The sequence below is a fragment of the Xanthomonas sp. 3058 genome, assembly GCF_014199765.1.
Taxonomy (GTDB): Bacteria; Pseudomonadota; Gammaproteobacteria; order Xanthomonadales; family Xanthomonadaceae; genus Xanthomonas; species Xanthomonas campestris_B.
The window spans coordinates 747,057-762,057 of the sequence record NZ_JACHOF010000001.1 but is presented as its reverse complement, the minus strand read 5'-3'; the positions used below and the strand labels follow the sequence as shown (position 1 = coordinate 762,057).

Sequence of the window (15,001 nt, the reverse complement as noted above, 5' to 3'; positions counted from 1 at the left end):
TCAGGGTGTGCATGCCGTCGTCCTCGGGTTGAGCGCCCCGGATACCATGAAGAGCATTTGCCTGGCGTTGCTTGCCGCAGCACTCTCCCCCGCCGCTGATGCGGCAGATCGCAGTGTGTATCTTGAATTTCTCTGGGATACCCGGCCGCCTGATGCGATTGCCCGCCAGCAAACCATCCAGTTCCTGACCAATGGTCAGCACCATCACCAGGTCTGTGTCGCAACCGATCTTGCCGCTGCCGATGTGGGCGGATTGGTGTTGAAGGCCTTTGATGCGTCCGGGCGGGAAGTGTCGAGCCACCAGTACCCCGACTACCGTGGCGTCAAGCACTGCTACGGCGCCGATCTGGGCCACGGGGGCAGCCCTGGCCTATGGACGTTTCAGGCAAACACAGGGGATGGGCGCACCGGACAAAGCACAATACACGTCCATGCCAAACTCGAAGATTCGCCGCTGTCCAGCGACCCTGGAACACCTTACGTCGTTGGTCGACCGAACTATGACGCAACCATTCCAGCGGACCAGTGGCGCGGCCGCCTCGTGTGGGACATGACGGTCGATGCACAAGGCACGGTGACCGACGTCTCCGTCGTGACCGCCGAAGGCGTCGGTCTGAAACTGCGCGACCGCGCCATCGCAGCCGGCTATCTATCGCTGTTCTTTCCGGACCAACAGCGAGAGACCGCGCCGCTGGTCTGGCGGCGCGAGCTTTCGTTTGCGCCGGAATGAAGACTGCGCCGGATCGGTTGAGCGTGCTGGCCTGCGGACTTGTCGTGCATCACAGGTAAGCCGACCGGGCGGTATGCGCGTCCTGGTGACCCTGGTGCGCGACATGGCGCAGCATCGGGCCTGACGCTGCCAGCTTCGCTCGCGGCTCAGCCGGCAATCACCAACCGCGCACCCAGCCGCATGCCGGCCTCGGCTTCGCGCAGCCACTGGGCCATATCGCGCGGCGACAGCGGGCGCGAGTAGAAGTAGCCCTGGATTTCGTCGCAGCCTTGCTGGCGCAGCAAGGCGTCTTCCTGCACCGTTTCCACACCTTCTGCGACCACTTGCATGCCAAGCGCGTGACCCAGATGCACGATGGCCTGGGTCACTTCAGCGGTGTTGGCATCGTCGAGCATGCCTTGCACGAAGCTGCGGTCGATCTTCAAACGCTGCACGGGGAAGCGGTTGAGGTAATGCAGGTTGGAAAAACCGGTACCGAAGTCGTCCACCGCCAGCAGCACGCCGTTCTGTTCGAACAGCTCGAAACAGCGGCGGAGCGAATCGGAATCGCGGATCAGCGCCGATTCGGTCAATTCCAGTTCCAGGCGCTGTGGTGACCAACCATTGTCGCGGCAGATCTCCAGCACGCGCTCGGCAAAGCCGCGTTCGCGCAGCTGCACGGCAGAGACGTTGACCGCGATGCGACTGAAATTGAGTCCGGCACGATCCCACACCACCGCCTGGCGGCAGGCTTCGCCGATCACCCATTCGCCAAGACGCACGATCTCGCCGCATTCCTCGGCAATCGGAATGAACTCGACCGGGCTGCATTGGCTATGTCCTGGGCGATTCCAGCGCATCAGCGCTTCGATCGCAGGCGATGACTCACCCACCGTATTGACCAGCGGCTGATAGACCAGCGTGAATTCTTCGCGTTCCAGCGCGCCTTGCAGCGCATGCTCCAACTCCAGGCGACGCTGCGCACGCAGCAAAACGTCCTGGCTGTAGTAATGGAAGGTATTGCGGCCGGACTCCTTGGCTGCATACATCGCCGCATCGGCGGCGCGTAGCAGGCTGTCGAAATCCGACAGGCCTTCGCCCTGCAACGCGATGCCGATACTGGCGCCGAGCTTGAGGGTGACATGCTCCTTGCGCAGCGGCTCGCCGAGCGCGTTGATCAGCTTGCGCGCGACGTGGCCGGCATCTTCCGGATCGGACAGATCGCGCAACAGCACGATGAATTCGTCGTCGCTGAAACGGCCGAACAGATCGCTGTTGCGCAGATGCTGATGCAGCCGCGCAGAAGCGAGTTTGAGCAGATTGTCGCCGGTGGCGTGACCGAACGAATCGTTGATGCTCTTGAAGCCATCCAGATCGATCAGCAACATCGCCAGCACCTGGCCGCGCTCGTGCGCCTCACGAATGGCGGTCTCTGCCTGTTCGCGCAGCAGGAAACGGTTCGGCAGGCCGGTCAGACGGTCGTAATGGGCCAGCAGCTCGATGCGTTCGTTGGCTTCGCGTTCGCGGGTAACGTCGCGGAACAAGGCGACAAACCGCGGCGGCAGGCCTTCGCGCCGGTCCAGCTCGATCAGCACCTGCACCCAGATGCGTTGACCGGAGTTGCGGTAGAAGCACAACTCCAGCTGCTCGGGCAGGCCGCCATCGGAAATGCGTAGCAGCGCCGCTTCGAAGGCGTCGCGCGAATCCTGGGTGTACAGCGCCAGCGCCTGCTCCAGGGTGATGTTTTCCTTGCGCAGGCCGTGGATGCGGTAGCACTCCTCGGTCCACTGCATGCGGCGCGTATCGACTTCGATCTCGCAGCCACCGATCTTTCCCAGCGCCGAGACACGGTTGAGCAATTCGGTGCGCCAGCGGATCAATGCATCGGTCTGGCGCTGTTCGGTGACGTTCTGCAGCTGGCCGAGCAGGCGTACCATGCCGCCGTTGCCGTCGAATACCGGCTGTGCCCAGACCCGTAGATGATGCGGATTGACGCCGGGAAGGCCATCGATCTCGAGCTCGAACTGCACCGGCATGCCTTCATGCCTGATCTTGCGCCAGGCGCTGCGCAACTGCGCAAGCGACGGCCGACCCAGCAACCGCAAGATGTCGCGAAGGCCCTGCAGGCGCAGCTCGGTCATGCCGAGCTGCTGCAGGAAATCCGGCGATACCCACAACGCGTCGTCGAGCGTGTCCCAGCTCCAGCTGCCCATGCTGGCAATGCGCTGGGCCTCTTCCAGCTGAGCCTGCTGCTCGCGCAGCTGCTGTTCGAGCAATTTCTGGTGATGCACGTCGGTATGGGTGCCGACCATGCGCAGCGGGCGGCCATCGGCGGTGCGCGACACTACACGACCGCGATCGAGGATCCAGCGCCACTGGCCGTCATGCTGACGCAGCCGGAACTCGGCCACGTAGGTATCGGTACGCCCATCCAGATGCGCCTGTACGGCGGCACTGACCTGAGCGTGGTCGTCGGGATGAATCAACCCGGACAACGCGGTGAGATTGTTCGGCAGTGGCTGCTCGGAATAGCCGAGCATGCGTGTCCAACGTTCGGAGCGGTACACCACGTCGGCCGGAATATCCCAGTCCCACAACCCGTGGTCGGCGCTGTCCAGCCCCATTTCCCAGCGGCTGGTGCCATCGGCGCCCACCGGCTCGGGAATGCTCAGGGTGAACGCCATCACCTGGCCCTGTTCATCGCAGACCGCGCGCAACCAGCCTTCCAGCCGTCCACCGCCCGTTGCCGGCAATACGCAGGCGGCCATGCCGCCGTTGTGCGCCAGCTGGGCACGACTGCTGTCCAGCACTTCGGCATACGCCCCAAGGGTTGCCGGCAATCCGAGCGATTGCGCAACGCGGTTGGCGGCCAGGGGCTGGCCATGCGCATCCAACAACACCACCGCCGAGGTCAGCGGGTGCTGCAGCATGCTTGCAATGACGCCTGAGTCCACTCTGGAACACTCCGAAGATCGACCCCGGACTCGGAGTCGCAATGGATAACGGCCGCTTTCCGGATTAGTTGAGCCGCCCGGTTCGGCTGCAACCGAAGCAGGTCGCATTGCGGCTAAGATGGACCCATCGCCCGCTTCAAAGGTCGTCCGCGGACTCATGCACCAACCTGTCGCAGCGCCCGCGTTTTCGTCCCCCCCGGTTTCCCGACTTCGCCTGGCCCAACGCCTGCAGCAAGGCCTGTGGACGCTGACCGGGCTGTACCTGTTGCTGGGCGTGGTCTGGTTGCTGCTGGGCAACCGGCTGCTCAACATGACCGGTGCGGCACTGCCGGAGCGCTGGTCCGATGCCAGCTTCCTGGTGATCTCCAGTATCGTGATCCATCTGGTGCTGCGGCGCTTCGTGAAGCTGATCGTGGACGAATATGCCCAACTGGCGCAGTCCGAGGCGCTGCTGCAGGCCAAGTTCCTGGCGCTGCCCAGCCCTGCCCTGATCTACGACCTGGCCACGTTGCGCATTCTCGACGCCAACCCGGCGGCGCTGGAATTTTTCGGCTGGGAACGCGACGCGTTCTTCCAGCAGACGCTGCAGGCGATCTGGCCCAATGCCGATGGCATGCGGCTGGAAGAGATCATCACGCAGATCCGCGCCAAGGGCGACGATACCTGCGCCATGAACGAGGAACTGCTGACCCGCAACGGTCCACGCCACGTCGAGATCCGCAGCAATCAGTTGTACCTGGCCAGCGGCCCTGCCCGCCTGGTGGTCACTGTCGATCGCAGCGAAGAACATCACGCGCAGCATGTGCGCGACGAAGCGCTGCAGCGACTGGAAGAAGCGCAAAGCATCGCGCGGCTGGGTTCGTGGCAACTGGACCGCGCCACCGGCATGGGGCGCTATTCGGCGGCGGTGTATCGGCTGCTGGGCCGCAGCGTGCCGATGCATCGTCGCGAACATCGGCTGGAAGAATTGCTGACCGCCTCCGACACCGCCACCCAGGCGCGTATCGAACGCATGATCGAAGACATCTGCAGCGGCGGGGAGATGCAGATCGATGTGCTGCTGCCGCTCACCGGTGGCGATTCACAGCCGCGCACCATTCACCTGCGCGCCGAAAGCGTGACCACGCCCAGCGGCGCACGCCATATCCACGGCACGCTGCAGGACGTGAGCGAGCGGGAGCAATCACGTCGCCTGCTGCGCGAACGCGAGGAACAATTCCGGGAACTGGTGCGGGTGCTGCCTGACGGGGTGTTGATCCTGGCCGACGAGCACGTGATGTACGCCAATTCGGCCGGGGCGGCGCAGTTCGGCTTTCAGGGCGAGACCATCCTGGGCGAGCCGCTGCAGACCCTGGTCACCGAGAGCGACCTGCCGGTGGTACGCGAGTACCTGCGCGCCGGCAGCGACCGCAACGAGCCGGTGTCCAGCGCCCGGGCGATGCGGCGCCGCGACCGCAGCACCTTCTACGCCGGCTTGTCGGCCGGCGATATCCGTTACGGCGGGCGCAGCTGCAAGCTGCTGGTGGTGCGCGACCTGAGCGAACCCGAGCGCATGCGCGATGCGCTGGCCGAAAGCAATGCCGAGTTGCAGGCGATGGCCAAGCGGCTGTTCTCGCTGCAGGAGGACGAACGCCGCGCGATCTCGCGCGATCTGCATGACGATATCGGTCAGGCGATCACCGCGATGAAGCTGTCGGCGCATGCGGCCTTGGACGAGCCGGATCCTGACGCACGCCGCGAGGATCTGCTGGAAGTGGTCTCGCTGGCCGACAGCACCGTCACCAAGCTGCGCAATCTGTCGATGCTGCTGCGTCCGCCGCAACTGGATGCGCTGGGGCTGGAAGCAGCGTTGCGCTGGCAGGCGTCAATGTTGTTTCGCGCATCGCAGGTGCGCCTGGAGCTGGATATCCAGCCGCTGGAGGTGCGGCCGGGCAACGAGATCGAACAAGCCTGCTTCCGTATTGCGCAGGAAAGCCTGACCAATGCCTTGCGGCACGCCTGTGCGGGCGAAGTGCGCATGCGCCTGCAGTCGATCGACAGCGAAAGTTTTCGGCTGGAAGTCAGTGATGACGGCGACGGTTTCGAGCCCGAAGGCCCGCGTGGGCTTGGGCTGATCGTGATGCGTGAGCGTGCGCAAACCGTCGGCGGCGCACTCGCGATAGAATCATCACCCGGAGCAGGCACGCGCGTGACGTTGCGCCTGCCCTATCACCCGGTCGGCGAGTCCGTCCACGACGATGGTGGACGTTGAGTCATGTGGAGCCCCGTAATCCCGCCCGGACTGGAAATCGTCAAACCCACCCGCCTGGGCGCGGGCAATCCCGAACTGCTGCACCTGGTGGACGCAGCCACGTCCGGCGGCCCGCCGCTGATGATCTTCCACATCGATATCGACCATTTCGCCTCGATCAACGAGAACATGAGTGGCGAGGTCGGCGATCAGGCGCTCACCTTGGCGGCGCGCCGGCTGCAGGAGTTCCTCGGCACGCGCGGCAAGCTCTGGCGTCACGGCAGCGATGAAATGGTGGTGGTGGCGGTGCGTCGCGAAGACACCCCGCTGCCGGAAGACTTCGCCGAAGAGATCCGGCAGCAGCTGGAATTGCCGTTATCGGTACTGCCGTACACGTTGTTTATGACCGGCAAGGTCGGCATCAGCCTGTGTCCGGAGCACTCGACCTCGCTGTCCATCCTGCTCGATTACGCCGAGGAAGCCAGCTATCAGGCTGCGCGGGAGGGCGGCAATACGGTGCGGCTGTACTCGCGCAACTCGACCACCAACGCACACAGCGAAAGCATCATTGCGCGCCAGATCGTCGATGCGATCCCGCACGGCGAACTGCGCCTGCGCTACCAGCCGCTGGTGAGCGCGCGTGACGGCCGCATCGTCGGCATGGAAGCGCTGCTGCGCTGGCAATCGCCCACGCTGGGCATGCTGGTGCCGGAGCGCTTCATGCGCACCGCCGAGCGCCTGGGCGTGATCGTGCAGATCGGCGAATGGGTGCTGCAGAACGCGGTGCGCCAGGCGCGGCTGTGGCGCGACCAGGGCTTCGACGATTTCAGCATCGCGGTCAATGTCTCCACATTGCAGTTGCTGCGCCCGGGCTTCTTCAACGAAGTGATGGCGATGTTGCAGACCGCTGGCGTGCCGGCGCAGTTCGTCACCCTGGAAATCAACGAAAGCGCGTTGACCAACAACGTCAATTTCGTCCACGAGACGATGGCCAACCTGCGCAACGAAGGCATCAGCCTGAGCCTAGACAACTTCGGCACCGGCGATTCCAGCCTCAGCGCGCTGGTGCGTTACCCGGTGGATCGGCTGAAGATCGACCGCAGCTTCATCAAGAGCGCGCCGGCCGGCAGCCGCGAAGCGGCGATCGCGCGCGCGATCATTGCGATGGGCCATCAGCTGGGCATGACGGTCATTGCCAATGGCGTGGAATCGCAGGCGCAACTGGGCTTTCTGCGCCGCAACGACTGCGACATCTTCCAGGGCTACCTGTTCGGCGAACCGATGTCGGCCGAATCGGCCGGCATGGCGCTACGACGCCGCTATCTGCGCCCGGAATCGTTCGCCGAGAGCCGCCCCGACCGCACCTTGCTGCTGCTGGACGACGAGGAGAACGTGCTGCGCTCGCTGGTGCGCCTGTTCCGCCGCGATGGCTATCGCATCCTGGCCGCCGGCAACGTGCGCGACGCTTTCGACCTGTTGGCGACCAACGACGTACAGGTGATCCTGTCGGACCAGCGCATGAGCGACATGAGCGGCACCGAGTTCCTGGGCCGGGTCAAGATGCTTTACCCGGACACCGTGCGCCTGGTGCTGTCCGGCTACACCGACCTGGCCACCGTCACCGAGGCGATCAACCGCGGCGCGATCTACCGCTTCCTGACCAAACCCTGGAACGACGACGAACTGCGCGAACACATCCGTCAGGCCTTCCGCACTCACGATGAGCTGCGTAACGGCAGGGAATAGAGATTCGGGATTGGGGATTGGTAAAAGCGGACAGCGATATTCCTGAGCCGCGATCGGAGATTCGCCAAGCAAGGCAGACGGCAAGAGCGCCGCAAAACCGCTCTTGCCAATCCCCAATCCCGATTCCCCAATCCCAGCGCGAAGCGCTACCGCGGCTGCCGCACCGGCAACACGATCCGGAAACTGGCGCCCTGCCCCGGGGTGCTCTCCACATCGATGCGGCCGTGGTGCTTGTTGATGATGCCGTAGGAAATCGACAGGCCCAGGCCGGTGCCGCTACCGACCGGTTTGGTGGTGAAAAACGGGTCGAAAATGCGCTGCAACAGGTCCGGGGCGATGCCGGCGCCGCTGTCCTGGAACTGGATCCAGACGTTTTCCGCTTCGTCGCGCCCGGTGGTGACGGTGATGGTGCCGCGCTCGACAATCGCCTGCCCGGCGTTGAGCAGCATGTTCATATAGACCTGGTTGAGCTCGGACGGCAGGCATTCCACCAGCGGCAACTCTGCGTAATTACGCTCCAGCGTGACCTTGTACTTGAGCTCGTTCCAGATGATGTTGATGGTGGATTCGAGACCGGCGTGCAGGTCCACCATCTTCCACGACTCGGACCGGTCCGAATACGAGAAGTCCTTGAGGTCGCGCACGATGCGGGTCACCCGCTCGATGCCTTCGCGCGACTCGGCCATCAGCTGCGGCAGATCGCGGCTGATGAAGTCGATGTCGGCGCGGTTGCGGATCTCGTCGATCTCGGGAATCAGCGCCTTCGGGTCCGGCGCCTGCAGCGCGCGCTCATAGGCTTCGATCAGCGTGAACAGGCTGCGCAGGTATTCCTGCAGGCTGCCGAGGTTGGAGTGCACATAACCGATCGGGTTGTTGATTTCGTGCGCCACGCCGGCGGCGAGCTGGCCGATGGAGGCCATCTTTTCCGACTGCAGCAGTTTGTCCTGCGCACCGTTCAACCGTAGGTAGGCCTGGCGCAGTTCGGCGTGGCGTTGCTGCAGCTCGCGCTCGTAGTCCTGCTGACCTTCGATGTTGTGGAACAACGCCAGAAAGTGACCGACGCCCTGGTCTTCGTTGTAGTACAGATGCGCGATGACGACACGATCGGCCACCGGCAGGCTGCCGGTCCAGCTGCCCTTGGTGCGCGCTTGATTGAGTGCATCCGATGGCAGTACCTGCGAAATCCGCTCACCGAAGTTGCGATTGTCGGTGGGATCTTCCTTGCACAGGCTCTGGCGCGCCATGGCGTTGGCCAGGATCAGCTGCCCGTCTGCGCGGAACAGCAACAAGCCCTCAAGCATCTGGTCGCCGAAGGCGCGCAGCATGGCCGAGGACGGCAATAGCGTTTGATTCAAAAAGAACTTGGCGGTCACGGGGCGATAAGGCGTAAATGGCGCTTCAATATACGCCGAACCGCCGACGCGCCGCAGTGCCGGATCGCCCCAGCGACCACAGCAAGCCTGCATGCCGCGCAAAACAGCGCTGTCTCGCACGTGTGTGCTGCACCGCCGGCACCCGCGTGTGGCGCAGTTGCGCCTGCTCAGGCAACGGCCAGAGAACGTCCGCCGCGCAGTACGCTTGACTGGCCATTGGCATCGTACGAAGGCGCACTTTCGGTGCGGCCCAGGTGACGCAGTGCCCAATTCACTTCACGGCGCCGACGTGCCAGCAGTGCGCCGTTGGCGCGGTTGGCTTCGGCCAGCTCACGCAGGCGGTCTTCTTCACCTTCGGGCATTCGCGCTTCAAGCGCGCGCAGCGCCGACAGCTTGTCTTGCGTGTGCCGCATCAACCCATCGATGTCGTTCTCGAGTAATGCCTGGCGTTCGCCGGCCAGCGCATCGCTGAGACGTTGCAGGAACTCGTTCACGTTCATCCTTTACCGTCGGGGATTAGCCGGCCAGTTGTTGATTCAGATCCATCATGCGGCTGGCGATGGCATCCGGGTTGATGGAGTAGCTGCCGTTCTGCAACGCATCCTTCACTGCCTGGACGCGACCGGTGTCGATCGCCGAGGACTGTGAAAGCTCGCGCTGCAGGTTCTGCAGGTTGGTCGCCTCGCCGGTCAGCTTGACGCTGTCGGTCGGCGGCAATGCGGCGATCGGGGACGTACGGTCTTCGCCGGCCGAAGCGATCTTGCTGCTCGGGGCCGCGGTGCGAACGGTCGCAGCGGTCGGTAGATTGCCTTCGATTTTCTGGGTCATGTCAGGAACTCCTCTACAGGTCGTAGGGGATAACGGCACCCAGAAAAAAAACTTTATAGAAAATTTTTACCTGGAGACCACAACGGTTCCGCTCGCTTCAACAATCCCCTGCACCACACGGCGGGACGAGGAATTTTCAACCGAAACCCGTTCGTTTTCGCCGGCATCGGAGAGTGCGCGACCGCTCATGCGCACCTCCAGACCGCCATTGCGCGATACCAGTGGGACGGTGTCGCCGCGCCGGACCAGCCGCTGCGACACCAGATCATTGGCCGAGAGCAGCGAGCCGGCCGGCAGGACGCGGCGGGCGGACTTGCCCACTGCGGCCACCGGGTCGGCCAGTACCGCACCGACGATGCGGGCGGCATCGCGCTTCTCGATGCTGATATCGGCCAGCGAGATGGTTTCTCCAGCGCTGATGCCCCGACGCAGCACCAGGACATCCTGGTTGCGACGCACCTTCAGCGGCACGAACAGGCGCCAACCGGCCGGCTGCGGGCAGGCCACCTCGACTGTATTGGTGCCGGTGGGTTGGGCCTGCAGCGCGATCGGACAGGCCGGCATGCGCAGACCCGGATCGAGCGTGGCCTCGGCCTCGGCATCGGGCCCAACGGTGGCCAGCGCCGCAGCACGGATGGAATCGACAGACTGGTAGCTCTGGGCCCAGGCCGGAGCGGCAGCCAACAAGATGACAAGCAGGAGCAGGCGCATGGGACCAGATCCGGAAGAAGACCCGGAACACAGTGCAAGAGGTGTGCCTGTTTTTTTGCAGGGATTGGGGATTCGGGATTGGGGATTCGTAAGAGCGGCTTCGCGGGCAATTCATTTACCTGCTGCCAAGGCCCTTTCACCTACCGGATCGATCCGACAACTCCTGGAGCTAAAGAGGATGCAGAAGCAGCAGCGGCCTGAGCAACTCGCTAATGCGCGCCTTTGAGCCAATCCCTCATCCCAAATCACCTAATCCCGGCGCTTGAGCGAATCCCCACTCCCGAATCCCGAATCCCCACAGCGCCCAGACCAACCACAAAGCCCTCAAGTTTCCAGGCGGCGCTGTCGATATCTGCCCCATGACCCACGATCTGCTCAACCGAATCGACCAGCGCACGCGCCTGGCTGGCCACAACCGACTGGCCCTGCTGCTGTTTCGGCTGGGTGGGCGCCAGCTTTTTGGCGTCAACGTCTTCAAGGTCCAGGAAGTGCTGCGCCGCCCGGAGCTGTTCCAGGTGCCCGGCCTGCCGACCGAGTTCGCCGGCGTCGCCGACGTGCGCGGGCGCTCGGTGCCGGTGCTGGACCTGGGGCTGGCGATCGGCCACCCGGAACGCGATGCGCACTCGGAAGACGGCCCCGGCTACCTGGTGGTGGCCGAATTCAACCGCTCGGTCCAGGGGTTCCTGGTCAGCGGTGTGGAGCGCATCGTCAATATTGCGGTGGAAGACATCCATCCGCCGCCGGAACTCGGCGCCGAAGCCACTTATTTGACGGCGGTGACGCGGTTCCAGGGCGAGTTGATCCAGGTGATCGACGTAGAAAGCGTGCTGGCCGATATCGCCAAGGTCAGCAAGGACGTGCAGCTGGACCCGTCGCTGCAGCTGGTGCATTACGACCGGCAGTTCCAGGTGCTGGTGGTGGACGATTCGCGGGTGGCGCGCCAGCAGATCCGCAGCGTGCTCGACCAGTTGGGCGTCTCGGCAACCCTGTTGTCGGACGGCCGCCAGGCGCTGGACCATCTGTTGCAGGTGGCGGCGTCGGGCGAGAATCCGGCCGATCGCTATGCGATGGTGATCTCCGATATCGAAATGCCGGCGATGGACGGCTACACGCTGACGACAGAAATCCGGCGCACGCCGGGGCTGCAAGGCCTGTACGTGTTGTTGCACACTTCCTTGTCGGGCGTGTTCAACAACGCCATGGTCGAACAGGTCGGTGCCAACGCCTTCGTGGCCAAGTACAGCGCCCACGAGCTGGCCGACTACGTGCTGGCCCGCCTGAAAGTGGTCGCCGAAGCGGCCTGAGCCCGCCGATCGGCCGCCGATGCGGCCGACGACCGTTGCACCCTGCCCAACTGCGCTGCCGTGCCTGGCACGCGCGATGCATTCTCACTGGCCACACCGGTCCACGCGCTGCGCCGCACGGCGGCTGATGGCCGACACCGGCACGCTGCCCTGTCTCGGGATGTGTCACGGCGTAAGGCGTCGATCCCGATCGGGCGCTCTGCATCGCCCGACCGCCGTTCGTCGGCCGATTTAGGCACCCAGCCCTCCTGCGGCCCGCAATACATCCGATCTGGCACAGACTTTGCTTCCTCCCTGGTAACACTTCGCGGGAGAGCACCGTGTCCAATTCAATCTCGTCCTTTCTAGGCATCCACGGCGATGCCCTGCCGCTGCGCGAGCAGCGCATGAAGCTCATTGCCAGCAATCTGAGCAATGTGGACACCCCTGGCTACAAGGCCAAGGATCTGAATTTCGAGGCGGCGCTCAAATCGGCCGAAGGCGTGCGCGACGGCACCCTGCTGCAGACCACCGACGCCAAGCATTACGAGATCGGCGGCAACGCCGGGCTCAATCCGTTCCAGATCACCCGCGAAGCCGACCAGCCCAGCCTGGACGGCAATACGGTCGATCCCGACGCCGAACGCGCCGCCTACGGCCGCGCCGCGCTGGAATACCGCGCGTCGATGAGCTTCATCGAATCCAAGGTGCGCTCGATGCTCACCGCAATCACGGGCCAATAAGCCATGAGCAATCTTCCCATTTTCGATGTGGCCGGCTCGGCGCTGCATGCGCAGTCGGTCCGCCTGAGCACCATCGCCTCCAACCTGGCCAATGCGGATTCGGTCGCAGGCTCGGCCGAGGCGACCTACAAGCCGATCGAGCCGATCTTCCAGGCCCAGCAGAACCGCCAGGACCCCAGCCTGACCTCGGTGAACGTCAAGGAGATCACCACCACCAACGCACCGCCGATCCGTCGCTACGAGCCTGGCCACCCGCTGGCCGACGCCGACGGCTACGTGTTCTCGCCCGACGTGGACCCGGTTTCGCAGATGGTCAACATGATTTCCGCCTCGCGTAACTACCAGGCTGGCGTGGAAATGCTCAATACCGCCAAGGAACTGGCGCTCGCGACCCTCACGATGGGTCGCTGACCCTTCCTAGCTGACCTTTACTAACGGACCATTCCAGATGAGCACGATCGGCAGTGACCTCTACGCCAGCCTCGGGCTGAGCACCAGCAGCGCCGCCTCCACGAAAAAGAAGGAGGAATCACTCGGCCAGGCCGACTTCCTCAAGTTGATGACCGAGCAGCTGCAGCACCAGGACCCGCTCAAACCGATGGAAAACAGCGCGTTTCTGGGCCAGTTGGCGCAGTTCTCCACCGTGCAGGGCATTGGCGATCTCAACACCAAGGTCAGCAGCTTCTCCGCAGCACAGAGCAGCGATCAGGTGCTCAAGGGCGCAGCGCTGGTCGGGCACAACGTATTGGTGCCCTCGGCGCAGGTGGCGATCGACGCCACCGGCTCGGCCAAGGGCGTGGTCGCCGCGACCTCGGCCGGTTTCGTCAATTTCGAAATCACCGATGCCAACGGCACCTTCGTCAAACAACTCAGCGTGCCGGCCAGCGCCGCCGGTGAGGTGCCGTTTGCCTGGGATGGCACCGACGCCAACGGCAACCGCATGGCGGCCGGCAAATACGGCATCACCGCAACCCAAACCGACACCGCCGGTGCCAAGAGCAAGTTGCCCACCTACGTCGATGCACCAGTGGACAGCGTCACCATCGGCTCGGACGGCCTGTATCTCAACCTGACGGGGCTCGGCACCTCCCCGCTCGCCAACGTGCTCCGCGTCAGCTGAGCCGGCAACCGACACTTAAAGGAACTCATCCATGGCTTTCAATACCTCGTTGTCCGGCATCAACGCAGCCAATGCCGATCTGAACGTCACTTCCAACAACATCGCCAACGTCAACACGACCGGGTTCAAGGAATCGCGCGCCGAGTTTGCCGACATGTTCCAGAGCACCAGCTACGGCCTGTCGCGTAATGCGGTGGGCTCCGGCGTGCGGGTCAGCAACGTGGCGCAGCAGTTCTCGCAGGGCAATATCGACCCGACCGGGCGCAGCCTGGACCTGGCCGTCTCCGGCGAAGGCTTCTTCACCGTGTCGTCCAACGGCGCCAAGATGTACACCCGCGCCGGCAACTTCCAGACCGATTCCAACGGCTATGTGATCAACCCGCAGGGCGCGCGTTTGCAGGTGTTTGCGCCGAACCCCAGCGGCAATGGCTTCGACGTGGGCCGCCTGTCGGACCTGCAGCTGCTGACCACCGACAGCCCGCCCAAGTCGACCTCCACGGTCAACCTGGCTTTCACCCTGCCCGGCAACGCCACCGCGCCGACGGTGACCCCGTTCAGCCCGGCCGACGACAAGACCTACAGCCATTCCACCGGCGGCATCAATGTCTATGACTCGCTGGGCGTCAGCCACGTGCAGACCTCCTACTTCGTCAAGACCGCCAACCCGAACGAGTGGCAGGTGCATAACTACGTGGACGGTACCGCGGTCGGTGCGCCGACCACGCTGCAGTTCTCCGATACCGGTTCGCTGACCACCCCGGCCAACGGCATCGTCGCGATGGACCCGTTCACCCCGAGCACCGGTGCCGGCGTGCTGAACATGCAGCTCAACGTCAGCGGCTCGACCCAGTACGGCGAAGCCTTCGCATTGCGCGACACCCGCCAGGACGGCTACGCCAGCGGCAAGCTCAACGAGATCAGCATCGACACCAGCGGCGTGGTGTTCGCCCGCTACTCCAACGGCGCCGACAAGCCGCTGGGCCAGGTCGCGCTGAGCAGCTTCGTCAACCCGCAGGGCCTGCAGTCGCAGGGCAACAACATGTGGGCCGAAAGCTACACCTCCGGCGCCGCCCGCACCGGCGCGCCGGACACCTCGGACCTGGGCCAGATCGAATCCGGCTCGCTGGAAGCCTCCACGGTGGACCTGACCGAGCAGCTGGTGAACATGATCGTGGCCCAGCGCAACTTCCAGGCCAACTCGCAGATGATCTCGACCCAGGACCAGGTCACCCAGACGATCATCAATATTCGATAAGCCGGGAGTGGTGATTGGGGACTAGGGATTCGCAAAGGCTGGCATCACG

13 protein-coding genes are annotated in these 15,001 nt (G+C 64.1%); 8 read left to right on the top strand and 5 right to left on the bottom strand.

Going from position 1 to position 15,001, the window contains the following annotated elements; genetic code table 11:
* Positions 1–46 precede the first annotated feature (46 nt).
* Positions 47–730, top strand: coding sequence for a hypothetical protein (locus GGR61_RS21025; RefSeq protein WP_260286868.1), 684 nt, complete (start codon positions 47–49; stop codon positions 728–730).
* Positions 731–876: 146 nt separating this feature from the next.
* On the opposite strand, the gene GGR61_RS03420 is transcribed toward GGR61_RS21025, so the two are convergent.
* A complete protein-coding gene (locus tag GGR61_RS03420) occupies positions 877–3,663 on the bottom strand; it encodes an EAL domain-containing protein (RefSeq protein ID WP_184620433.1) in 2,787 nt (928 codons plus the stop codon).
* A gap of 118 nt (positions 3,664–3,781) precedes the next feature.
* Between GGR61_RS03420 and GGR61_RS03415 the strand changes: the two genes are divergently transcribed.
* Both GGR61_RS03415 and GGR61_RS03410 read left to right on the top strand, forming a co-directional pair.
* Positions 3,782–5,914 carry a PAS domain S-box protein gene (locus tag GGR61_RS03415; RefSeq protein WP_184408535.1) on the top strand — a complete coding sequence of 711 codons (2,133 nt, stop codon included), beginning with the start codon at positions 3,782–3,784 and terminating at the stop codon, positions 5,912–5,914.
* 3 nt (positions 5,915–5,917) lie between these two features.
* On the top strand, positions 5,918–7,639 hold the full coding sequence (locus GGR61_RS03410; protein ID WP_184408536.1) for an EAL domain-containing protein: 1,722 nt from the start codon (positions 5,918–5,920) through the stop codon (positions 7,637–7,639).
* A gap of 146 nt (positions 7,640–7,785) precedes the next feature.
* Here the strand turns inward: GGR61_RS03410 and GGR61_RS03405 are convergent, their stop codons facing one another.
* The 4 genes from GGR61_RS03405 to flgA form a co-directional block, all read right to left on the bottom strand.
* Positions 7,786–9,012, bottom strand: coding sequence for an ATP-binding protein (locus GGR61_RS03405; RefSeq protein WP_184408537.1), 1,227 nt, complete (start codon positions 9,010–9,012; stop codon positions 7,786–7,788).
* Between the two features lie 167 nt (positions 9,013–9,179).
* Entirely contained in the window at positions 9,180–9,512 is a 333-nt protein-coding gene (locus GGR61_RS03400; protein WP_184408538.1) for a flagellar protein FlgN, read from the bottom strand.
* 16 nt (positions 9,513–9,528) lie between these two features.
* A complete protein-coding gene (gene flgM, locus GGR61_RS03395; protein ID WP_184408539.1) occupies positions 9,529–9,840 on the bottom strand; it encodes a flagellar biosynthesis anti-sigma factor FlgM in 312 nt (103 codons plus the stop codon).
* A gap of 66 nt (positions 9,841–9,906) precedes the next feature.
* Positions 9,907–10,551 carry a flagellar basal body P-ring formation chaperone FlgA gene (flgA, locus tag GGR61_RS03390; protein ID WP_184408540.1) on the bottom strand — a complete coding sequence of 215 codons (645 nt, stop codon included), beginning with the start codon at positions 10,549–10,551 and terminating at the stop codon, positions 9,907–9,909.
* A 359-nt stretch (positions 10,552–10,910) separates the two neighbouring features.
* On the opposite strand from flgA, the gene GGR61_RS03385 reads away from it, so the two are divergent.
* The 5 genes from GGR61_RS03385 to flgE all read left to right on the top strand — a co-directional run bounded on the left by GGR61_RS03385 (position 10,911) and on the right by flgE (position 14,952).
* Positions 10,911–11,855, top strand: coding sequence for a chemotaxis protein (locus GGR61_RS03385; protein WP_184408541.1), 945 nt, complete (start codon positions 10,911–10,913; stop codon positions 11,853–11,855).
* Positions 11,856–12,175: 320 nt separating this feature from the next.
* The gene (gene flgB / locus GGR61_RS03380) at positions 12,176–12,577 is read left to right on the top strand and encodes a flagellar basal body rod protein FlgB (RefSeq protein ID WP_184408542.1); all 402 of its coding nucleotides are present in this window, start codon (positions 12,176–12,178) and stop codon (positions 12,575–12,577) included.
* 3 nt (positions 12,578–12,580) lie between these two features.
* Positions 12,581–12,988, top strand: coding sequence for a flagellar basal body rod protein FlgC (gene flgC, locus GGR61_RS03375; RefSeq protein WP_002813454.1), 408 nt, complete (start codon positions 12,581–12,583; stop codon positions 12,986–12,988).
* A gap of 37 nt (positions 12,989–13,025) precedes the next feature.
* On the top strand, positions 13,026–13,697 hold the full coding sequence (locus GGR61_RS03370) for a flagellar hook capping FlgD N-terminal domain-containing protein (protein WP_184620432.1): 672 nt from the start codon (positions 13,026–13,028) through the stop codon (positions 13,695–13,697).
* A 31-nt stretch (positions 13,698–13,728) separates the two neighbouring features.
* Positions 13,729–14,952 (top strand): flagellar hook protein FlgE, encoded by a 1,224-nt coding sequence (flgE, locus tag GGR61_RS03365; RefSeq protein WP_184408544.1) that lies wholly within the window; start codon positions 13,729–13,731, stop codon positions 14,950–14,952.
* Positions 14,953–15,001 lie beyond the last annotated feature (49 nt).

Coding starts and splice junctions, on each gene's coding strand:
- GGR61_RS21025 (WP_260286868.1), top strand. CDS start 47: ATGAAGAGCATTTGCCTGGCGTTGCTTGCCGCAGCACTCTCCCCCGCC.
- GGR61_RS03415 (WP_184408535.1), top strand. CDS start 3,782: ATGGACCCATCGCCCGCTTCAAAGGTCGTCCGCGGACTCATGCACCAA.
- GGR61_RS03410 (WP_184408536.1), top strand. CDS start 5,918: ATGTGGAGCCCCGTAATCCCGCCCGGACTGGAAATCGTCAAACCCACC.
- GGR61_RS03400 (WP_184408538.1), bottom strand. CDS start 9,512: ATGAACGTGAACGAGTTCCTGCAACGTCTCAGCGATGCGCTGGCCGGC.
- flgM (WP_184408539.1), bottom strand. CDS start 9,840: ATGACCCAGAAAATCGAAGGCAATCTACCGACCGCTGCGACCGTTCGC.
- flgA (WP_184408540.1), bottom strand. CDS start 10,551: ATGCGCCTGCTCCTGCTTGTCATCTTGTTGGCTGCCGCTCCGGCCTGG.
- GGR61_RS03385 (WP_184408541.1), top strand. CDS start 10,911: ATGACCCACGATCTGCTCAACCGAATCGACCAGCGCACGCGCCTGGCT.
- flgC (WP_002813454.1), top strand. CDS start 12,581: ATGAGCAATCTTCCCATTTTCGATGTGGCCGGCTCGGCGCTGCATGCG.
- GGR61_RS03370 (WP_184620432.1), top strand. CDS start 13,026: ATGAGCACGATCGGCAGTGACCTCTACGCCAGCCTCGGGCTGAGCACC.
- flgE (WP_184408544.1), top strand. CDS start 13,729: ATGGCTTTCAATACCTCGTTGTCCGGCATCAACGCAGCCAATGCCGAT.